Origin of the sequence: Pseudarthrobacter raffinosi (assembly GCF_023913835.1) — a bacterium.
Taxonomy (GTDB): Bacteria; Actinomycetota; Actinomycetes; order Actinomycetales; family Micrococcaceae; genus Arthrobacter; species Arthrobacter raffinosi.
On record NZ_JAMXBG010000009.1, the window covers coordinates 129,436 to 150,586 of the forward strand.

Sequence of the window (21,151 nt, forward strand, 5' to 3'; positions counted from 1 at the left end):
TGTGGTGACGCGTCTTTCGGCGCGTGGAACCTTGGGAAAGGACCCCAATGGCCGACGTCGTTGAGTTCGAGAAGCACCCCGTCGATACGCTGAGGGTGGGGAAAGGCTTCTCGCTGGCCGACGCCGACCCTGACGCGACGCCCGGTTACAAGGGCAACAAAGCCGATGGCCAGGCAATTCTGGCTGAACTGGACGGCGCGTTGGCCGAACTTCAGGAAAAGCTGTTCGCGGCGTCGCGCTTCGGCGGGAGAAAACGGCTTCTGTTGATCCTGCAGGCCATGGACACCGCGGGCAAGGGCGGAATCGTCAACCATGTCATGGCCACCATGGATCCGCAGGGCGTCCAGTTCAAGGCTTTCAAGGCACCCACCGAGGAGGAGAAGTCCTATGACTTCCTCTGGCGGATCGAGAAGGAGGTGCCCGGAGCGGGCATGGTGGGCATTTTCGACCGCTCCCACTATGAGGACGTCCTGATCCACCGGGTCCATAACTGGGCGACGCCTGCCGAACTTAAGCGCCGCTACCGGGCCATCAATGAGTTCGAGGCGCGCCAGACCGATGCCGGAACCAAAATCATCAAGGTGATGCTCAACATCAGCAAGGATGAACAGAAGGCCCGGCTCCTTGCCCGGCTGGAAAACCCCGCCAAGCACTGGAAATACAGCAGCAGTGACCTCAAGGAGCGGGCGTTCTGGGGCGACTACATGGGCGCCTACCAGGCTGCCTTCGACGAGACCAACACGGAAGCGGCACCCTGGCATGTGGTTCCGGCCAACAAAAAATGGTACGCCAGGATCGCGGTGCAGCAGTTGGTGCTGGGCGCGCTGTCTGACATGAAGCTGGAATGGCCGGAAGCTGAGTTCGATGTCCCGATCGAACGGGAACTGGTTGAGCGGTCCTGACCTGTTGGGGCGCGCCGTTCCGAGGGGTGGGCCGCCTTCAGTGACTGGTCAGAGCGGCTGGTCGCGGGCGGCAGCGAGCCGCTTGCGGGCGCCCTCCAGCCACTCTTCGCAGCGCTTTGCCAGGGCTTCGCCGCGTTCCCAGAGTGCCAGGGATTCCTCGAGGCTGGCGCCGCCCGCCTCAAGCTTCCCCACCACCTGCACCAGCTGTTCGCGGGCTTCCTCATAGCTCAGTGCTTGGATTTCCGGGTCAGGCTTTGTTTCGGGCATGTGCTTCTCCTTGTTGAAGTTCCCCAGTGGAAGTGGCGCCGAACAGGCCATGGGCCACGCGTACGGACAACGCAGTTCCCGACGGCGCCTCCGACGGGTCTCGAACCACAGCGTGGCCGGCAGCTTCAGTGGCACGGGCCGGCCGGCCGTTGGCCAGTTCGACCACGGCATAGCCGCGGTCCAGCGTCTTTTGTGGTGACAGGGCACGGACCTGGGCCTGCAGGTGAACCAGCTGGTCAGCTGCACGTACCACCGTTGAACTGACAGCGGCCGATGATCTCCGCAGGAGGCGTTCGATTTCCTCCGCTCGTCCGGTGACCATGGCTTCCGGGGTGGCCAGAACAGGCCGGGAATGGAGTGCGGACAACCGGTCCGACTCCCTGTCCACGAGCCTGCCGATGCTCCTGCGCAGGTGCTCCCGTGCCTGGCGCACGCCCGCCAGTTCCTCGGCAACGTCAGGAACGATCCGCTTAGCCGCATCAGTGGGCGTGGACGCGCGCAGGTCCGCCACGTCGTCTAGAAGGGGACGGTCCGCCTCATGTCCGATGGCGCTGACCACCGGGGTGGCCGTGGCCGCGACAGCACGGATCAGTTCCTCGCTGTTGAAAGGCAGCAGGTCCTCCAAGGCTCCGCCGCCCCGGGCGATGACAATGACGTCCACGTCGGGGCGGCTGTCCAGTTCCTGCAGGGCGCGGATAATTTGCGAGACCGCAGTGTTGCCCTGGACCGCCACTTCCCGGATCTCGAATTCAACTGCGGGCCAGCGGAGTGCGGCGTTTTGGACGACGTCTTTTTTGGCGTCGGAGTCCCGTCCGGTAATCAGTCCGATACGGTGCGGGAGCAGCGGCAGTGGTTTCTTCCGTGAATCGGCAAACAGCCCCTCGGCGGAGAGGGCCTGGCGCAACCGTTCGATCCGCGCCAGCAGGTCGCCAAGCCCTACAGGCCTGATGTCCCGAACCTGCATGTTGAGCCGCCCGGTCTTCAGCCAGAACTCCGGCTTGAGCAAGGCAACCACGCGGGAGCCACGCTCCAGGGGCATGTTCTGCCGGTCCAGAACCTTGGTCCAGACCGACGCCGGCAGGGAAACTTCCGCGTCCACGTCCCGGAGGGTGAGGTACGCGTTACCCCCGCGGCGGTTCAATTCGATGACCTGGCCTTCGACCCATGCGGACGGGGTGCGATCGATATGGGCCTTGAGTTTCTGGGACAGCAACTGCAGCGGCCATGGATTGTCCGGGCTGGTCTCACCGGCCGTGGCAGGCAACGTGGTGGCAGCAGTGCCCGGCAGCGCAGCCTGTTCAGACATGTCCGCTGCCCCGGGAAACTGTGGGTGGCGGCATGGTGGTCCTTTGTTCGGCAGGTAGCGGTTCGTGCTTGAAAGGCGGCCGTCAGTGAGCTGGCGGTTGCCATTCAACCTTATCCATAAGCTGTATCACCCGAGACTGACATTCTTTGTCCAGACACCAGCTCTATGATGGCTGTGCTGCCGCCAACCCGTGAGGACCCGTTTTGCGCACCTTCGTTTCAGCCATCGCCGTCGTCGTGGGCGTTCTGCTGTCCGCCCTGGCCGTACCCGCCATCTGGCTTGACCGCAACGTGGTTCAGGAGGATGGCTTTGTGGCCCTGGCCGCTCCCCTGGGGCAGGACGCAGAATTCCAGCAGAGGCTCGCCGCGGCCGCTGTGGGCACCATCGATACAGGGGCCATCCCGGACGCCCTGGCAGATCTGGTCACGCCAGTGCTTGAGGCGGCTGCCAGTTCCCTCACAGCCTTGCCCGGCTACCCGGCGGCCTGGGAGGAAACACTGCGAAAGAGCCACCGGCTCAGCTTCGCCGCACCCGCATCGGCTCCCGCCGAACCTGACTCCCCGTCGTCGCTTACGTTGGACGTGGCACCCCTGGTGGCGCTGGCGACGAAGGAGCTCGCACGCACCACCGGGCTCCCGCTGACTGCGCCGGAGCAGACGCTGGTCAACGTTGGCGAGCCTGAGCAGCGCCAAATGGTCGAAAGAGCGTCCGCCTACGCGCCGCTCGGCTACTCCCTTGCCATTGGAGCGGGAATCGCCTTTGCGCTAGCGCTGGTGTCCGCGCGCCGTCGCTGGACCGTGATTCTCGCTGTGGGACTGGGGGCGCTGGCACTGGGGGGCCTGTGGGCTGCCGGCTCGCAGGTCGCCAGGGATGCCGTCGTGGGGACGGCTAGCGGCAATGGGCTTTCGGACATGTTCAAGGATGCGTTTGTGGCGGCCGCGTCCAGCAGCTTCCAATCCTGGGTCGGTGGTGCCGCGATAACCGGCGCTGTGCTTGTCGCTGCGGCCGTTGTGATCCGGATCGCTTCGCCGGGGCGGCGGGCCCCCACCCGGTAGCATGGAGGGATGACTTCCTCAGCTGTGTCCCTCTCGATGCCAACTGTCCCGCGCAGGCGGCGCTCGCCTGAGGAGGTAGCCGCCGCGGCTCCGGTGACCGGTCCCAAAAAGGTACTCCTGGCGGCGCCCCGCGGCTATTGCGCCGGTGTGGACCGGGCCGTGATCGCCGTCGAGAAGGCCTTGGAGCACTACGGTCCGCCGGTGTACGTCCGGAAGCAGATCGTGCACAACGTCCACGTGGTGAGCTCGCTGGAGGCACAGGGTGCCATCTTCGTCGATGAGACGGACGAGGTTCCGGAAGGCGCCCTGGTGATCTTTTCCGCCCACGGGGTATCGCCGGCCGTCGTCCAGTCAGCGGAGGACCGAGGGCTGCGCACCATTGACGCCACCTGCCCGTTGGTGACGAAGGTTCATAAGGAAGCCGTGAGGTTCGCCAAGGACGACTTCGACATCCTGCTGATCGGCCACGACGGTCACGAAGAAGTCGAGGGCACCGCCGGCGAAGCCCCGGAACACATCCAGATCATTAACGGTCCCCATGAAGTGGACAAGGTAACCGTCAGGGATCCGGAAAAGGTCATCTGGCTGTCCCAGACCACCCTCAGCGTGGACGAGACCATGGAAACGGTCCGCCTGCTGAAGGATCGGTTCCCCACCCTGCAGGATCCGCCCAGCGACGACATCTGCTACGCCACCACCAACCGTCAGGTGGCCATCAAGAAGATCTCCCCCCAGGCTGACCTGGTCATTGTGGTGGGATCGGCCAACTCCTCGAACTCTGTCCGTCTGGTCGAAGTTGCCCTGGAGTACGGGGCTAAGGCCTCCTACCGGGTGGACTTTGCCAACGAAGTGGACGAGGCGTGGTTTGAAGGCGTGGCAACGGTCGGAGTCACGTCAGGGGCTTCCGTGCCGGAAATCCTGGTCACGGACGTCCTGCGACTGCTGGCCGACTACGGCTATGGCTCCGTGGAGGAAGTTGTCACAGCCGAAGAAGACCTCCTGTTTTCGTTGCCTAAGGAACTCCGCGCGACCCTGAAGGAAGCCGGAGACGTCAGCCGGGCGCTCGGCGGACGCCGGTCCCGCGACTGACCAGTCTCCGGCAACGTCAGGCGGCTACCTCGCGTCAGGCGGCGGCTTCGTCCTGCTGAAACTCCGGGGCCGCCAGCGAACGCGGCGTGACCTCGAGTGCCGGCGGAGTGAGCAGCCCGGATTCATCCATGGCATTGAGCTTCCGTGCGGTAGGCAGGATCCGCGCTTCCAGGGTGCCGATCAGGGCGTTGTACCGGTCCACCGAGGACTTCAGGGACGAACCGAGCTTGCCCACGTTATCGCCGAGCGTTCCCATGCGTTCGTACAGCTGGCGGGCGAGGTCGAACAGTTCCCGCGCGCTGTCCGTCAGCACGTCCTGGCGCCACGTGAAAGCCACCGATTTGAGCACCGCGAGCAGTGTACTGGGCGAGGCAAGAACCACATTCCTGGAAAGCGCGTAGTCCAACAGAGTCGCATCGGCTGTCAGGGCGGCGGCCAGGATGGATTCGGCCGGCAGGAAGCAGATCACCAGCTCGGGGGAGTTCCCGGGGATGTCCCAGTACTTCTTGTTGCTGAGCGAGTCCACGTGGGCCCGCAGCGCTTTGGCGTGGGCAGTCAGCAGGGATTGCTGGCTGCCGGGATTCCCGGTTGTACCCGTTTCCTGGCGCGCACCCAGCTCCTGGGCCTCCAGGTAGGAGGACAACGGCACCTTGGCGTCCACCACGAGCTGCTTCTGGCCCGGCAGCTGGACGACGAGGTCGGGACGGACCGCTGAATCGGCCCCGGCGCTGTGGACCTGCTCCAGGAAATCCACGTGCTTGAGCATGCCCGATGCCTCGACCACTCGGCGCAATTGAACTTCGCCCCACTGTCCACGAGCACTGTTGGAGCGCAACGCTGACTCGAGGGCGTGCGTGGACCGGATCAGCTGGGCATCGGAAAGCCTTGCCTCCTGAAGCTGTTGCGCCAGCTGGCCGTACTGTTCCAGGCGGTCGCGTTCCAGCAGTGCCACCTGCTGCTGCACCGCGGTCAGCTTTTCCGCCACGGGGGCGAGTGCCCGGAGGACGCTCCCGTCCTGATTGCGGGACTCGCCGAGTTCCCGGTTCTGCATCGAGAGCAGCCGGCGCTCCGCGTCCGCGGCGGCGAACTGGGCGCTGACCTCGGAAAGCCGCGACGAGACGGCGTCGAAGTCCTCCTCAAAGGCACGACTGTGCCGGCGGAGGGAAAAGTAGGTGGTGCCGGCGCCGGCGACGGCACCCACCAGCAGCATCAACAGGGCAAGAATCAGGGCTAGAGCATCCATATCCACACTGTGGCATGCCCCTGTGACAATTTACGGAACCGACATATTCGACCAGACCTTCCAGCATGTGCCGACACTGCGGGGGACCGCCTGGGGCCCATGCGTCCGGCAACCGGTAGAATCAATGCTCGTGGCTCTTACTATTGGCATCGTCGGACTGCCCAACGTCGGCAAATCAACTCTTTTCAACGCACTGACCCGGAACCAGGTGCTGGCTGCGAACTATCCGTTCGCTACCATCGAACCCAATGTCGGCGTCGTGAACTTGCCGGATCCCCGGCTCCAGCAGCTAGCTGACATCTTTGGCTCGCAGCGCCTCCTGCCCGCTCCGGTGTCCTTCGTGGACATTGCCGGCATCGTGAAGGGTGCATCGGAGGGCGAAGGCCTGGGCAACAAGTTCCTTGCCAACATCCGTGAGGCCGAGGCCATTGCCCAGGTGGTCCGGGTGTTTGATGACCCCGACGTCATCCACGTCGACGGCAAAGTGGATCCCCGCTCGGACATGGAAACCATCAACACCGAGCTGATCCTGGCTGACCTTCAGACCATCGAAAATGCCATTCCTCGGATCGAAAAAGAAGTCAAGATCAAGAAGCGGGAGGCTGCCGAACTGGCAGCCATCAAGGCTGCGCAGGCGGTCCTGGAACGCGGGGACACGGTCTTCTCCTCGATCACGAGCGACAAGCTGGAGATGGAGTACCTCAAGGAGCTCAGCCTCCTGACCGCGAAGCCGTTCATCTACGTCTTCAACTCCGACGAAGGCATCCTGGGCAGCCCGGGGAAGCAGGACGAACTGCGGGCCATGGTGGCCCCGGCGGACGCCATCTTCCTGGACGCGAAGCTCGAATCCGACCTTGTGGAGCTGGACGAGGAGGAAGCGCGCGAAATGCTGGAAATGAACGGCCAGGACGAGTCCGGCCTCGACCAGCTGGCACGCGTCGGCTTCCACACCCTGGGCCTCCAGACGTACCTCACGGCCGGTCCGAAGGAAACACGCGCCTGGACCATCCACCAGGGCGACACCGCGCCGCAGGCAGCAGGCGTCATCCACAGCGACTTCCAGCGTGGCTTCATCAAGGCTGAAGTGGTTTCCTTCCATGACCTCATCGAGGCCGGTTCCATGGCTGAAGCCAAGTCCCGTGGCAAGGTACGCATCGAAGGTAAAGAGTACGTGATGGCTGACGGCGATGTGGTGGAGTTCCGCTTCAACGTCTGATTCCGGACAGGCAAAGGAGACGGCATGCCCGTGAGGCGTCTGATTCAGGTCATCACCGGGGCCGTCGCTGCGGCGCTGGTTATCTCGGGGTGCTCCGCTTCGGGGGGAGCGCCTCCGGTGGTGGTGGGTGAAACGAACCGCGGCGGCAGCGCCACCGTGGCCGAGGTGAACGCCTTCACGTCCTTCAACCCGTTCAGCGCCGACGGAAACACGGACATCAACACCAAGATCGGCCATATCACCCATTCCGGGTTCTACTACGTGGATGACACCGAGAAGGTGGTCCGGAACGAGAAATTCGGCCGGTACGAGAAGATCTCCGACAAGCCGCTGAAGGTGAAGTACACCGTCAATGAGGGTGTGAAATGGTCCGACGGCGAAGCCATCGACGCCGGCGACCTCCTCCTGTCCTGGGCCGCCGGCTCGGGCTACTTCGACGACGCTGAACCCCATACGGGGACCGGCACCTCGTACTTTTCGGCCGCGGCTGACAAGAGCGGCCTGGGGTCCACCGCGCTCCCGGAGATCGGCAGTGACGGGCGTTCCATCACGCTGGAATACGCCGCGCCGTACGCTGATTGGGAAGTAGCGTTCGACGTCGGGCTCCCGGCCCATGTTGTCGCCGCTAAAAGCGGCCTCAATGACGAAGGCGATCTTGTTGATCTGATCAGGGAGTCGCCCCGGGGCGACACCGGACAGCCCTCGGCCAACGCCCCGCTGAAGCGGGTCAGCGACTTCTGGAATTCCGGCTTCGACGCCAAGACGCTTCCTGACGATCCTGCGATGTACCTTTCAAGCGGCCCGTACATTGTCCGGGACATCGTTCCGGACGCCTCGATCCGGTTGGTCCGGAACAGGGACTATGTCTGGGGACCGGAGCCCTACCTCGATGACATCACCGTAAGGTTCACCGGTGCCGCCTCTACCGCCATTGCCGCGCTCAGGAACGGCCAGGCGGACATCATTGCCCCGCAGCCCTCTGCCGGCACCGAAAGCCTCTTCGACGGGCTGGTGGAGCAGGGCAATACCGTCCAGCGCTACAGCCAGTCCGGCTACGACCACCTCGATCTCAACTTTTCGGGGCTGTTCGCGGACAAGAATGTCCGGGAGGCCTTCCTGAAGACTGTTCCGCGCCAGGAGATCGTGGATGACGTGGTGGGCGGATTTGTCGCCGACGCGAAACCCCTGGACTCGCACGTCTTCCTGCCACCCCATCCGAAGTATCCGGACGCCGTGAAAAACAACGGTTCGGCCGATTACTCTGACGTGGACATCCAAGGCGCGAAGTCGCAATTGCGGGATGCTGCCCCGACGGTCCGCATTCTGTACAACAGGGACAACCCCAACCGCGTGCGGGCCTTCTCCCTGATCCGCGACTCCGCCCGCCTCGCCGGATTCACCGTTGAAGACGCGGGCCTCGGCAGCTCGGACTGGGCGAAAGCGCTCGGCGGCGGCAGCTACGACGCAGCCATCCTCGGTTCTATCGGACCCGGGGTCGGCGTCAGCCGCGTCCCGCAGATCTTTAAGACCGGTGGCGGCAGCAACTTCAACGGATTTTCCGACGGCGACGCAGACAAAGCCATGGAACAACTGTCCGGCACTACGGACCTTGCAAAGCAGGACGAACTGTTGGCTGACATCGACAAACGCGTGTGGGACAGCGCCTACGGCCTGCCGCTGTACCAGACCACTGGAACCGTGGCTTTCAGCAGCCGCGTGACGGGTATCAAGCCCAGCTCAGGCCCTTTGGGCGTTTGGTGGAATGTGTGGGAGTGGCGCCTGAAATAGGCCCTCCTGGGGCTTGTCGCCCTTGTGGGAGCCCGCCCCCGTCCTCGATTCGCAGCATCCCCTACCAACGAGTAGCATGTGATTTGCGCCACTTCCGGGTACCGGCTAGTTATTGGCGATTAACTGGTTACGGTTTAGCAACGGAGTACCAGTATTTGGACTTTGTGCGGTTAGGCTACTCATATATGTAGGCCACGTCACAGTGGGAACCTGTGACGGGCCTGCCGGGGAGCAAAAGATTTCCCCTGAACATCTCCCACAACTCATAGGAGGCGGAATGCGTTTCACGCGCACTTCCAAAGCACTCGGCATGGTGGCGATCGCTGCCCTTGCCCTGACAGGCTGCGGCGCTGGAGGCGGCAGCAATGATGGTGCCAGCCAGTCGGCCGGCGATCCCAACAAGGTGATCACCGCGTACAGCAACGAACCACAGAACCCCTTGCTACCGGCAAATACGAACGAAGTTTATGGCGGCCGCGTTGTCGAGCTGCTCTTCGAAGGCCTGCGGAGCTACGATGCCGACGGCAAGCCGGTCAACGCCCTGGCAGAGTCCATTGAGTCCTCTGACGCCCAGAACTGGACCATCAAGGTCAAGCAGGGCCAGAAGTTCACGAACGGTGAAGCGATCACCGCCAAGACGTTCGTTGATTCCTGGAACTTCGCAGCGAACTCCAAGAACCTGCAGAACAACGGATTCTTCTTCGAGTCCATCGCGGGCTATGCAGATGTCTCGGCCGTGACCACCGAAAAAGCAGCTGATGGCAAGACCACCACCACTCCGGCGCCCACCGCCGAGACAATGTCCGGCCTGACGGCCACGGATGATTCGACCCTCACGGTGAAGCTGGCTCAGCCGGAAGCTGACTGGTCGCTGCGCCTCGGTTACTCGGCGTTCTTCCCGCTGCCGTCCGCTGCTTTGGCGGATCCAAAGACCTTCGGCGAAAACCCCGTAGGCAACGGTCCGTACAAGTTCGAAAAGACCGGCTCTTGGGTCCATGACCAGTCGATCTCCCTCGTCAAGAACGCTGACTACAGCGGTCCGCGCGAATCGAAGAACGGTGGCGTGACCTTCAAGTTCTACACCGATCCGGGCCCCGCATACACGGATCTTCAGGCCAACAACCTGGACATCTCGGACGTACTGCCGTCCAACGCACTGAAGACCTACGTCTCAGACTTCCAGGACAGGAACGCCACGAAGCCGGTGGCCACCAACTCCACCCTGAACATCCCGGGTTACAACCCGAACTTCCAGGGTGAAGCCGGAAAGCTGCGCCGCCAGGCACTGTCGTACGCCATCAACCGCGAAGAGATCGCCAAGGTGGTCTTCAACGGAACCCGCACCCCGGCCAAGGCCTTCGCGCCGCCCGTTATCGACGGATTCAAGGAAGGCCTCAAGGGCAGCGAAATCCTGAAGTTTGACGCCGCGAAGGCCAAGGACCTGTGGGCCCAGGCTGACAAGATCCAGCCGTACGACAATTCCAAGCCGCTGCAGATTGCCTCCAACACTGATGGTGGCAACAAGGAATGGATTGACGCCGTTGCCAACGGCTTCAAGAACAACCTCGGCATCCAGGCCGAAATCCAGCCTTTTGCCAAGTTCGCTGAAGTGCTGAACCTGCGCAAGTCCCAGTCCCTCCCGGGCCTGAGCCGCGCCGGCTGGCAGGGTGACTACCCGTCGCTCTACAACTTCCTCGGACCGGTCTGGGCAACGGGCGCATCCTCCAACTACGAGAAGTACTCGAACCCTGAGTTCGACAAGCTGCTCCAGGAGGGCCTTGCCGCCAAGACCACTGATGAGGCGAACGGCAAGTTCAACCAGGCCCAGGAGATCCTCTTCGAGGACCTGCCCGGACTGCCGCTCTGGGACCAGGCAAAGCCGATTGTGTGGAGCGAAAACGTTGTGAAGGCCGAAACCGGCTGGAATGGCGGAATCCTCTACTACAACATCACGGCCAAGTAGTCTCCATGATCTAACTTGCCGCCAGGCGAATGGGGGTCCGGCACAAAGCCGGGCCCCCATTGTCCTGCACGGCAGGAAGGCAAAAAATGAAACCCCTTTCTTCGCTCCCCGAAGGCCGGTGATCCAGTGGTCCGCTTTATCCTTCGCCGGCTCCTTCAGGCAATCCCCGTCTTCCTTGGCACCACCCTCTTGGTTTATTACATGGTCTTCGCCCTTCCCGGCGAACCCATTGCCGCGCTCTTCGGAGATCGCCAGCCCCCGCAGGCAGTCATCGATACCCTGCGCAGCCAGTACCACCTCGATGAACCGTTTTGGGTCCAGTATGGACTTTTCCTCCAGAACATTTTCACCTTTAACCTCGGCAACGACTTCACCGGCCAGCCGATTGCAGCCTCGTTAGCGAGGGTCTTTCCAGTGACGGCGATGTTGGCCATAGAGGCGCTGGCTATCCAAACCGTATTCGGCGTGGGTTTCGGCGTCTTTGCGGGACTGCGTCGTGGTGGCTGGTTTGATTCCACCGTGCTGGTGGCTTCGCTCGTGGTCATCGCAGTTCCCACCTTCGTTCTCGGCTTTGCTTTCCAGTTGGTCTTCGGAGTCCAATTGGGCTGGGCCAAACCGACCGTCGGCGCCAACGCCGATTGGGGCAATTTATTGCTGCCGGCAACGGTTCTGGGCCTGGTGTCGTTTGCCTACGTGCTCCGGCTGACGCGGGCATCCGTCAGCGAGAGCATGAATGCCGACTACGTGCGGACAGCTACCGCCAAGGGTCTTTCCCGGCCCCGCGTTGTGGTGGCGCACATCCTGCGCAACTCCCTTATCCCCGTCGTAACGTTCCTAGGCGCAGACCTCGGCGGTCTGATGGGCGGTGCGATTGTCACGGAAGCCATCTTCAATGTTCCGGGGGTAGGCAACAAGCTCTACCAAGCCACTTTGCGGACTGAAGGGCCCACCATTGTTTCTATAGTCAGCGTGCTGGTGCTGGTGTTCGTGGTCGCCAACCTGCTCGTTGATCTCCTGTACGCCTGGCTGGACCCGAGGATTCGTTATGACCAGTAGAGATACCCATTTTGTTGCACCCATAGATGAGACGCCGCTGCAGGCAACAGATGCCCTGAAGACGGATCAGGCACCACTGAGCCTTTGGGCTGACGCCTGGCGCAAGCTTCGCCGTCGTCCGTTGTTCATCATTTCGTCGCTGTTGATTCTGACTTTGATCATCATCGCGTTGTTCCCGAGCCTCCTGTCGACGGTGCCGCCGAACGATGACTGCCAACTAGGCAATTCCGAGGCCGGTCCAGCGCCCGGGCACCCATTCGGGTTTACGTTCCAGGGGTGCGACATCTATTCGAGGGTGGTCCACGGAACGCAGGCTTCGCTCTCGGTGGGCGTCCTGTCTGTGCTCTGCGTCGTGATCATCGGCGTGACGATTGGTGCGATCGCGGGTTACTACGGCGGCTGGGTAGATTCCGTCTTGGCCCGGCTCAGTGATATCTTCTTCGCCTTGCCTTTGGTCCTTGGCGCTCTGGTCATTACCCAGTTGCCCGCCTTCCGGGAGAACAAGAGCGTATGGACCGTGGTGGTGATTATTGCCTTGCTCGCGTGGCCGCAAATGGCACGCATGGCTCGCGGCGCGGTCATCGAGGTCCGAAATGCTGATTTTGTCACAGCCGCCCGCGCTCTGGGCGTGTCGAAGGTTGGGGCACTCTTGCGCCATGTCCTGCCGAACGCACTGGCGCCGATCATCGTTTTGGCAACTTTGGATCTGGGCATATTCATTGTTCTGGAGGCCACACTGTCGTTCCTAGGCATTGGGTTGCCGCAAAGCATTATGTCCTGGGGCAATGACATTGCGGGTGCGCAGTCGTCCATTCGGACGAAGCCGGAAATCATGCTTTACCCGGCAGCTGCCCTGTCCATTACAGTGCTCAGCTTCATCATGCTGGGTGACGCTGTGCGTGACGCTCTTGACCCGAAGAGCCGGCAGCGATGAGAGGCGAAAAGATGACGATTCCCGACGTTCGCGTCGACGAGGCAGGGTATTCAGGAACCAGTCCCCTTCTGGAAATCCGCGACCTTGCCATCACGTTCAAGACCAGCACTGGCGAGGTTCAGGCAGTCCGCAACGCCCACCTGACCATCATGCCCGGGGAGACAGTGGCCATCGTGGGGGAGTCCGGCTCCGGCAAATCCACAACAGCATTGGCCGCCATCGGCCTGCTGCCCACCAATGGTGCGGTGTCCGGCGGACAGATCCTGCTCGACGGTGAAGACATCGCCCATGCCACCGAGAAACGGATGATCGAGCTCCGCGGCAATACCATCGGCATGGTTCCGCAGGACCCGATGTCCAACCTGAATCCGGTCTGGAAGATCGGCTATCAGGTCAAGGAGACCCTCCGCGCGAACGGCCGCCCCAGTGGTCCGGACGACATCGCAAAGGTACTGGCTCAGGCGGGACTTCCGGATGCCCACCGGCGCGCCAAACAGTACCCGCATGAGTTCTCCGGCGGTATGCGCCAGCGCGCCCTCATTGCCATCGGACTCTCCTGCCAGCCGCGGCTCCTGATCGCGGATGAGCCGACGTCGGCACTGGATGTCACGGTCCAGCGACAGATCCTAGATCACCTGGACACCATGACCACGGAATTGGGCACCGCTGTGCTGCTGATCACCCATGACTTGGGGCTGGCGGCCGAGCGTGCGGACAAGGTGGTGGTCATGTACCGGGGGCAGGTTGTAGAGGCTGGACCGTCGCTGGAGTTGCTCCAGAATCCGCAGCATCCTTACACGAAACGGCTGGTTGAGTCTGCGCCTTCACTGGCGAGCCGCCGGATCCAGGTCGCCAAGGAACAGGGCGTGGAAGCGTCTGATCTTCTCGCCCCTGATGCGGAGGCGGCTGCCGCGGACCATGTCCTGGAGATCAGGGACTTGCGCAAGGTCTACAAGCTGCGGCAAGGGCTGGGGAAGTCGACGGATTTCGCAGCCGTGGACGGGGTCAGCTTCGACGTCGCGAGGGGAACCACTACTGCAATTGTGGGGGAGTCCGGCTCGGGCAAGTCCACCGTGGCAAAAATGGTGCTGCAGCTCGAAAAGCCGACCGATGGAAAGATTCTTTTCGACGGCGTCGACACCTCGCTGCTGAAAGCGTCGGAACTGTTCAAATTCCGGCGGCGGGTGCAGCCCATCTTCCAGGATCCTTACGGCTCGTTGGACCCGATGTACAACATCTTCCGTACCATCGAGGAGCCGTTGCGCGTCCATAGGATCGGCGACAAAGCGAGCCGGGAGAAGAAGGTCCGCCAACTGCTCGACCATGTGGCGCTGCCGCAGTCAAGCATGCAGCGGTTCCCGAACGAGCTCTCCGGCGGCCAGCGCCAGCGCGTTGCCATTGCCCGTGCGCTGGCACTGGATCCGGAAGTGATCATCTGCGACGAAGCCGTGTCCGCGTTGGACGTCCTGGTCCAGGCGCAGGTGCTGAACCTGCTCGCGGACCTGCAGGCCAACCTCGGGCTGACCTACCTCTTTATCACCCATGACCTGGCTGTGGTGCGGCAGATTGCCGACCACGTCTGTGTGATGGAAAAGGGCAAGCTGGTGGAGACCGGTTCCACGGACGACGTCTTCGAGTCCCCGCAGCAGGAGTACACGAAGGCGCTGCTCAACGCCATTCCCGGTGCGAAGCTGATGCTTCCGCCCGAAGTGGCCTGATCCGGCCGCAGCATCCCGGGTTAAGGATGGAGCCGGTGCCTTCAGGGCGCCGGCTCCATTCCTTTTTTCAGTCCGCTGGGGTGGCTTCGGAAGCTGCCACCGAGGCTGTTCCGTCCAGCGATGGGCCTTCGAGCCCCAGCTGCCTAAGCCTGGATCCAAGCAGCCCGCCCAGCGACCTGCGGCCTGCGGCATCCATGTGGACGGCATCTGCCAGGTTCTTCGCGAGGTTGTACTTCGACAGCCAGTCGCCCACGCCCACAAAGGGTATGCCGTTCCTGGCGGACACCGTGCCCAGCAGCGCGTCCACCTGGGTCCTCCGCCCGCCGCCATAGTTGGCGCCGCGGGCCAGGGTGCCTATCATGGCCATCCTGGCGCCTGGATAGCGTTCCCGGAGTGCCCCGATCAGGCGGTCGGCATTGGCCACGATCTGGGCATCGGTGGCGCCGTGCGCGGCGTCGTTGCCGCCGCCCTGGATGACGATCAGCGCGGGCGTCCCGTACGGCAGTTTCCAGTCGCCGCGCTGCAAGGCGTCGATGTAGTTGCCCGTCTTGCCGTTGGACGCCACGAATCCCGTGCCGCCGAGCCCGCAGAAGTGGACCTTGTAACCAACGGCGGCAAGGCCAAGACGTGGCCACCCGTCAGTAGGTTCGGATTGGGAATCGCCTATGAGGAGGGCAGTGTGCCGCATGTCCGGCACCACCACCTCGTCACGCCCGCTGGCCGGGTTGCGGTACATAGAACCGGCAGGCAGGCTGATCGGATCGCCGCCGCGGGCCTGGTATGCGCCGGCCGCGGCCGCCTGCGCCGGGGATGGCACGCCGGAGTCCGGTGTTGCTGCTGGGGTCTGTCCGCAGCCGCCCAGGAGCGCGGCTACCGCGATTCCAGAGGCGACAAAGCGGGTCAGAGCCGAGGCTTTTCGCATCAGGGATTCTCCGGGCTTGCTGTGGCTATCACAGCAATGATGGTGCACCAAGTCACAAAAATCCAGTGAGCTTGGTCACTCTTTGGGCCGTGGCGCGCCGGAATTTCCCACCGGCCGGACTGGGCCGATCCGAGATTTTTAGGCCAACAATAGGCTCAGCGTTTAGAATGAGGGAAGGAGCCCTGTGTTATTGGGCTAATCCATCGTGCGTTCCGGTTGGAAATGTCGCGAAACAACAGCTGACTTCACGACTGAATCGAGCAATCACGCATGTCTGAAACCACCACCAACACCGCGGTAGCCACTGCATCACGCAGTGACCTCCGCAACGTCGCGATCGTGGCCCACGTTGACCACGGCAAGACCACTCTGGTCGACGCCATGCTCAAGCAGACCAACTCCTTTGCCGAACACAACCACCTCGAAGACCGCGTCATGGACTCCGGTGACCTGGAACGCGAAAAGGGCATCACCATCCTGGCCAAAAACACCACCGTGGCCTACAACGGACCGTCCTCCAACGGTGAAACCATCACCATCAACGTCATCGACACCCCCGGCCACGCCGACTTCGGCGGCGAAGTAGAGCGCGGCCTGTCCATGGTGGACGGCGTTGTACTCCTCGTGGACGCTTCCGAGGGCCCGCTGCCCCAGACCCGCTTTGTGCTGCGCAAGGCCCTGGCCGCGCACCTGCCGGTGATCCTCCTCGTCAACAAGACCGACCGCCCCGATGCCCGCATCGAGGAAGTTGTCCACGAGTCGATGGACCTCCTCCTGGGCCTCGCCTCGGACCTCGCCGACGAAGTTCCGGACCTGGACCTGGACAAGATCCTTGAAGTGCCGGTCGTCTATGCAGCAGCGAAGGTAGGCCGCGCCTCCCTGGACCAGCCCGCCGACGGCTCCGCTCCGGACAATGAGGACCTTGAGCCGCTGTTCAAGACCATCATCGAGCACATCCCGGCTCCGACGTACAACCCGAACGGCGTGCTCCAGGCACACGTCACCAACCTGGACGCCTCCCCGTTCCTGGGCCGTCTTGCCCTGCTGCGCATCTACAACGGCACCCTGCGCAAGGGCCAGACCGTTGCCTGGGCCCGCGCCAACGGCGAGCTCAAGAACGTCAAGATCACCGAACTGCTGGCCACCAAGGCACTGGACCGTGTTCCCACCGAGTCTGCAGGTCCGGGCGAAATCGTCGCCGTCGCCGGCATCGAGGAAATCACCATTGGTGAGACCCTGACCGATGTCGACAACCCGCAGCCGCTGCCCCTGATCACCGTGGACGATCCCGCGATCTCCATGACCATCGGTATCAACACCTCGCCGCTGGCCGGCAGGGTCAAGGGCGCCAAGGTCACGGCCCGCCAGGTGAAAGACCGCCTGGACAAGGAACTGATCGGTAACGTCTCCATCAAGGTTCTCCCCACCGAGCGTCCCGACGCCTGGGAAGTCCAGGGCCGTGGCGAGCTCGCGCTGGCCATCCTGGTCGAGCAGATGCGCCGTGAAGGCTTCGAACTGACTGTCGGCAAGCCGCAGGTTGTCACCCGGACCGTGGACGGCAAGATCCACGAGCCGATGGAACACATGACCATCGACGTGCCGGAAGAGTACCTCGGCGCCGTCACCCAGCTGATGGCCGCCCGCAAGGGCCGCATGACCAACATGGCCAACCACGGCACCGGCTGGTGCCGCATGGAGTTCATCGTTCCGGCCCGTGGCCTGATCGGGTTCCGCACCAAGTTCCTCACGGACACCCGCGGCGCCGGTATCGCAGCCTCCATCTCCGAGGGCTACGAGCCCTGGGCCGGCCCGATCGAGTACCGCACCAACGGTTCGATGGTGGCCGACCGCGCCGGCGTTGTGACGCCGTTCGCCATGATCAACCTGCAGGAACGTGGCTCCTTCTTCGTTCGTCCCACCTCCGAGGTTTACGAAGGCCAGATCGTCGGCGAGAACTCCCGCGCCGACGACATGGACGTCAACATCACCAAGGAAAAGAAGCTCACCAACATGCGTGCCGCTTCCTCGGACACCTTCGAGAACCTGACGCCCCCGCGCGACCTGACCCTCGAAGAGTCCCTCGAATTCGCCCGCGAAGACGAATGCGTCGAGGTCACCCCGGAGTCCATCCGCATCCGGAAGCTCATCCTGGACGTCAACCAGCGCGCCAAGTCCACCCGGGCACGCGCCAAGGCCTAGTCCCAAATAGCACGTCACTGAAGCTGCCGGTACGGCAGGCGGGAATCCCGCCGTCGTGCCGGCGGCTTCCTTTGTGTCAGGAAAGCGTCAGTTGCGGACGCGAGCGGGGCGCCGCTCCGGCGCCGGCGGCACTTCCTTGGCAGCCACCACCAGGTCCAAGGGGATCACGACGTCGGCCTTCCGTGTGCGGACTGTGCAGCCGCCGTCGTCAGTGGCCACCAGATGCCCCAGGGCGTCCGTCAGGCCGCCGTCGATCCGGTAGCGGACTACAACCCGTGTTCCGGGCGGGGCGGTGGCCAGAAATTCTCGGGGCGTAGGCTGGGCGGGACTCACCAGTTCATACTAAGGCGGCCGGCTAGGTTCGCGTGGACGGGCTGGGAGATAATAGGCTCAGAAGTCAATAGTCCGGCCGGTGCCGGATTCAAGTGCCGGCCACTGCCGGGAAATATCGTGGAGAGGCAAGGGACGTGACGTACGTAATCGCGCAGCCGTGTGTAGATGTCAAGGACAAGGCATGTATCGAGGAATGCCCCGTTGACTGCATCTATGAGGGTGAGCGTTCCTTGTACATCCACCCCGATGAGTGTGTCGACTGTGGTGCCTGCGAGCCGGTATGCCCGGTGGAAGCCATCTACTACGAGGATGACACCCCCGAAGAGTGGGCTGACTACTACAAGGCCAACGTCGAATTCTTCGATGACCTTGGCTCGCCCGGTGGCGCCGCCAAGGTGGGCAACACGGGCAAGGATCACCCGATGATCGCCGCCCTGCCGCTGCAGAACCAAGACCACTGAGCCGGGCATCGCGTTGACCGCTGCCGTGAACAGCTTTGGCCTGAGCCTTCCCGACTACCCGTGGGAGGCCATGGCACCGTACCTGGCCAAAGCCTCTGAGCACCCCGGCGGGGCCGTGAACCTGTCGATCGGCACGCCAGTCGACCCCACTCCCGCTGTGATCCAGGATGCCCTCAGGGCCGCCGCGGACGCCCCGGGATACCCCACGGTCCACGGCACCGTTCCGTTGCGGGAAGCCATTGCGGCGTGGTTCGAGCGGCGCCGCGGCGTCCCCAGCCTGGACCCTAAGAACATTATGCCCACCGTCGGCTCCAAGGAGCTGGTGGCGTGGCTGCCGCTCCTGCTCGGGCTGAAGCCGGGCGACGTCGTCGTCCGCCCCAAGGTTGCCTACCCCACCTATGACATCGGGGCTACTTTCGCTGGCGTCACCTCCGTCGCTACCGACCACCTCGACGAGTTGGACCATGCCACCCGCGCACGCGTGCGGCTGATCTGGGTAAACTCCCCGGGCAACCCCACCGGAAGCGTCAGGGATGTTGAGTCCCTCAAAGCGCTTGTGGCGCAGGCCCGCGAACTGGGCGCCGTGGTGGCCTCGGACGAGTGCTACGCCGAACTCGGGTGGGGCGCGTGGGACACACAGCGCGGCGGCGAGCCCGTGCCCAGCATCCTGGATCCGCGCGTTTCCGGCGGGTCCCACGAGGGCCTTCTGGCCGTGTACTCGCTGAGCAAGCAGTCCAACGTGGCAGGTTACCGCGCAGCGTTTGTGGCCGGTGACCCGGCCATCATGGCCAACCTCGTCAACAGCCGCAAGCATGCCGGCATGATCGTCCCCTACCCGGTGCAGGAAGCAATGCGGGTTGCGTTGGGCGAGGACACCCACGTCCAGGCCCAGAAGGACCTCTACCGCGGACGCCGGGAGCGCCTGGTGCCGGCTTTGCAGGGCTTCGGGCTGGAGATCAAGGATTCCGACGCCGGACTGTACCTTTGGTCCACCGCGGGAGAGAGCACCTGGGACACCGTGGCCCGGCTTGCTGAGCGAGGCATCGTGGTGGGGCCAGGCGTCTTTTACGGCGAAGCCGGCAACGGGTTTGTGCGTGTCGCATTGACGGGCACTGATGAACGGATTGACGCCGCAGTGGCCAGACTGGCCACGACGCCGTAACAATCATGTGACTCGCACCACAAAGGCGGCATTTTACGGGGGTTTCGCACGCCTCCGATTAGTGACACCCGCAAACGGGCGGTACTTTTTAAGTGACTATCAATGGTGGCTTTCTACAAGAAGGCAGCCCGGGTGTTGGATTCCTGGATGAACAGGGTCACTGCCACGGCTCACCGGATGTTGGATCAAGCTTTCGACAGAGGCCCACGCGCCTCATGAAGGGGACTCCATGACTGAGACCAACAGCGCAACCCTGCACCATGCAGGAGGCGAGCTCAAGCTCCCGCGCATCCAGGTTGTTGAAGGAAACGAAGGCTACGACGTTTCCAAGCTGCTCAAGCAGACGGGCGCAGTCACCTTTGACCCCGGCTTCATGAACACCGCAGCAACCACGTCCGCAATTACCTACATCGACGGCGATGCCGGCATCCTGCGTTACCGCGGGTACCCCATCGAACAGCTGGCGCAGCACTCCAGCTTCCTTGAGGTGTCCTACCTGCTGATCTACGGCAACCTGCCGACACCCACGGAACTGGAAGCCTTCGACCAGCGTATCCGTCACCACACGCTGCTGCACGAAGAGCTCAAGGGCTTCTTCAGCGGTTTCCCGCGTGATGCCCACCCGATGCCTGTGCTCTCTTCGGCCGTGTCGGCGCTGTCCACGTTCTACCAGGACTCGCTGGATCCGTTCAACGCTGAGCAGGTAGAAGTCTCCACGTACCGGCTGCTGGCCAAGATGCCGGTCATCGCCGCCTACGCCCTGAAGAAGAGCATCGGCCAGCCCATGCTGTACCCCGACAACTCCCACAACCTCGTGGAGAACTTCCTCCGCCTCAGCTTCGGCCTGCCGGCCGAGCAGTACGAAGTGGACCCGGTCATCGCCAAGGCGCTGGACCTTCTCCTCATCCTGCACGCTGACCACGAGCAGAACTGTTCCACCTCCACCGTGCGCCTGGTGGGCTCCTCCAACGCCAACCTCTTCGCCTCGGTGTCAGCCGGCATCAACGCCCTCTTCGGTCCCGCCCACGGCGGCGCCAACGAGGCAGTGCTGAAGATGCTCCGCCAGATCCAGGCCGACGGCACCAAGCCCGAGGACTACATGGAGAAGGTCAAGAACAAGGAAGACGGCGTCCGCCTCATGGGCTTCGGACACCGCGTCTACAAGAACTACGATCCGCGCGCCAAGATCGTCAAGGCCACGGCCCACGAAATCCTCACCAAGCTCGGCGGCAACGACGAACTGCTCGAGATCGCCATGCGCCTCGAAGAGAAGGCGCTGAACGACGACTACTTCATCCAGCGCAAGCTCTACCCGAACGTGGACTTCTACACCGGCCTGATCTACAAGGCCATGGGCTTCCCGGAGAAGATGTTCACCGTACTGTTCGCAATCGGCCGCCTGCCGGGCTGGATCGCCCAATGGCGTGAAATGATCAGCGACCCGAACACCAAGATCGGCCGCCCGCGCCAGCTGTACATCGGCGAACCCGAGCGCGACTACCCGGTCCGCTAAGCCGGCCCTGACTAAATAACGACG

Annotated in this window: 18 protein-coding genes; 13 read left to right on the forward strand and 5 right to left on the reverse strand. The window is 63.1% G+C overall.

Features of this window, described 5'->3' with window-relative positions; translation table 11 throughout:
- The first annotated feature begins 47 nt into the window (after positions 1-47).
- The gene (locus NG697_RS11060; protein ID WP_252614209.1) at positions 48-902 is read left to right on the forward strand and encodes a polyphosphate kinase 2 family protein; all 855 of its coding nucleotides are present in this window, start codon (positions 48-50) and stop codon (positions 900-902) included.
- A gap of 48 nt (positions 903-950) precedes the next feature.
- Here NG697_RS11060 and NG697_RS11065 read toward each other — a convergent pair whose 3' ends face one another.
- Positions 951-1,169, reverse strand: coding sequence for an exodeoxyribonuclease VII small subunit (locus NG697_RS11065; protein ID WP_058931826.1), 219 nt, complete (start codon positions 1,167-1,169; stop codon positions 951-953).
- The gene (gene xseA, locus NG697_RS11070) at positions 1,150-2,475 is read right to left on the reverse strand and encodes an exodeoxyribonuclease VII large subunit (RefSeq protein ID WP_252598319.1); all 1,326 of its coding nucleotides are present in this window, start codon (positions 2,473-2,475) and stop codon (positions 1,150-1,152) included. The genes NG697_RS11065 and xseA overlap by 20 nt, the downstream gene beginning before the upstream one ends.
- A 203-nt stretch (positions 2,476-2,678) precedes the next feature.
- Between xseA and NG697_RS11075 the strand changes: the two genes are divergently transcribed.
- A complete protein-coding gene (locus tag NG697_RS11075; RefSeq protein ID WP_252598318.1) occupies positions 2,679-3,530 on the forward strand; it encodes a hypothetical protein in 852 nt (283 codons plus the stop codon).
- Positions 3,531-3,539: 9 nt separating this feature from the next.
- The gene (locus tag NG697_RS11080; RefSeq protein ID WP_248759714.1) at positions 3,540-4,619 is read left to right on the forward strand and encodes a 4-hydroxy-3-methylbut-2-enyl diphosphate reductase; all 1,080 of its coding nucleotides are present in this window, start codon (positions 3,540-3,542) and stop codon (positions 4,617-4,619) included.
- A 34-nt stretch (positions 4,620-4,653) separates the two neighbouring features.
- Here NG697_RS11080 and NG697_RS11085 read toward each other — a convergent pair whose 3' ends face one another.
- Entirely contained in the window at positions 4,654-5,862 is a 1,209-nt protein-coding gene (locus tag NG697_RS11085) for a DNA recombination protein RmuC (protein WP_252598317.1), read from the reverse strand.
- Positions 5,863-5,992: 130 nt separating this feature from the next.
- Here NG697_RS11085 and ychF point away from each other — a divergent pair, with 130 nt between their 5' ends.
- The 6 genes from ychF to NG697_RS11115 all read left to right on the forward strand — a co-directional run bounded on the left by ychF (position 5,993) and on the right by NG697_RS11115 (position 14,537).
- Positions 5,993-7,078 carry a redox-regulated ATPase YchF gene (ychF, locus tag NG697_RS11090; protein ID WP_252608987.1) on the forward strand — a complete coding sequence of 362 codons (1,086 nt, stop codon included), beginning with the start codon at positions 5,993-5,995 and terminating at the stop codon, positions 7,076-7,078.
- Between the two features lie 24 nt (positions 7,079-7,102).
- Positions 7,103-8,866 (forward strand): ABC transporter family substrate-binding protein, encoded by a 1,764-nt coding sequence (locus tag NG697_RS11095; RefSeq protein ID WP_252614210.1) that lies wholly within the window; start codon positions 7,103-7,105, stop codon positions 8,864-8,866.
- 277 nt (positions 8,867-9,143) lie between these two features.
- The gene (locus NG697_RS11100; protein ID WP_252598314.1) at positions 9,144-10,829 is read left to right on the forward strand and encodes a peptide ABC transporter substrate-binding protein; all 1,686 of its coding nucleotides are present in this window, start codon (positions 9,144-9,146) and stop codon (positions 10,827-10,829) included.
- Positions 10,830-10,955: 126 nt separating this feature from the next.
- Positions 10,956-11,885 carry an ABC transporter permease gene (locus tag NG697_RS11105; RefSeq protein WP_252614211.1) on the forward strand — a complete coding sequence of 310 codons (930 nt, stop codon included), beginning with the start codon at positions 10,956-10,958 and terminating at the stop codon, positions 11,883-11,885.
- The gene (locus NG697_RS11110; RefSeq protein WP_252598312.1) at positions 11,875-12,819 is read left to right on the forward strand and encodes an ABC transporter permease; all 945 of its coding nucleotides are present in this window, start codon (positions 11,875-11,877) and stop codon (positions 12,817-12,819) included. Before NG697_RS11105 ends, NG697_RS11110 begins: the two co-directional genes overlap by 11 nt.
- Before the next feature lie 11 nt (positions 12,820-12,830).
- Positions 12,831-14,537, forward strand: coding sequence for a dipeptide ABC transporter ATP-binding protein (locus NG697_RS11115; protein WP_252598311.1), 1,707 nt, complete (start codon positions 12,831-12,833; stop codon positions 14,535-14,537).
- A 67-nt stretch (positions 14,538-14,604) separates the two neighbouring features.
- Here the strand turns inward: NG697_RS11115 and NG697_RS11120 are convergent, their stop codons facing one another.
- Complete coding sequence (locus NG697_RS11120; protein WP_252598310.1) at positions 14,605-15,459, reverse strand: SGNH/GDSL hydrolase family protein; 855 nt, start codon at positions 15,457-15,459, stop codon at positions 14,605-14,607.
- Between the two features lie 270 nt (positions 15,460-15,729).
- Between NG697_RS11120 and typA the strand changes: the two genes are divergently transcribed.
- Positions 15,730-17,658 carry a translational GTPase TypA gene (gene typA / locus NG697_RS11125; RefSeq protein WP_058931842.1) on the forward strand — a complete coding sequence of 643 codons (1,929 nt, stop codon included), beginning with the start codon at positions 15,730-15,732 and terminating at the stop codon, positions 17,656-17,658.
- A gap of 87 nt (positions 17,659-17,745) precedes the next feature.
- Here typA and NG697_RS11130 read toward each other — a convergent pair whose 3' ends face one another.
- Complete coding sequence (locus NG697_RS11130; protein WP_082575922.1) at positions 17,746-17,991, reverse strand: putative acetyltransferase; 246 nt, start codon at positions 17,989-17,991, stop codon at positions 17,746-17,748.
- A gap of 134 nt (positions 17,992-18,125) precedes the next feature.
- Between NG697_RS11130 and fdxA the strand changes: the two genes are divergently transcribed.
- The 3 genes from fdxA (at position 18,126) to NG697_RS11145 (ending at position 21,127) form a co-directional block, all read left to right on the forward strand.
- A complete protein-coding gene (gene fdxA / locus NG697_RS11135; RefSeq protein ID WP_056344030.1) occupies positions 18,126-18,452 on the forward strand; it encodes a ferredoxin in 327 nt (108 codons plus the stop codon).
- 13 nt (positions 18,453-18,465) lie between these two features.
- A complete protein-coding gene (gene dapC / locus NG697_RS11140) occupies positions 18,466-19,614 on the forward strand; it encodes a succinyldiaminopimelate transaminase (RefSeq protein WP_256472887.1) in 1,149 nt (382 codons plus the stop codon).
- A 229-nt stretch (positions 19,615-19,843) separates the two neighbouring features.
- Positions 19,844-21,127, forward strand: coding sequence for a citrate synthase (locus tag NG697_RS11145; RefSeq protein ID WP_104062127.1), 1,284 nt, complete (start codon positions 19,844-19,846; stop codon positions 21,125-21,127).
- Positions 21,128-21,151 lie beyond the last annotated feature (24 nt).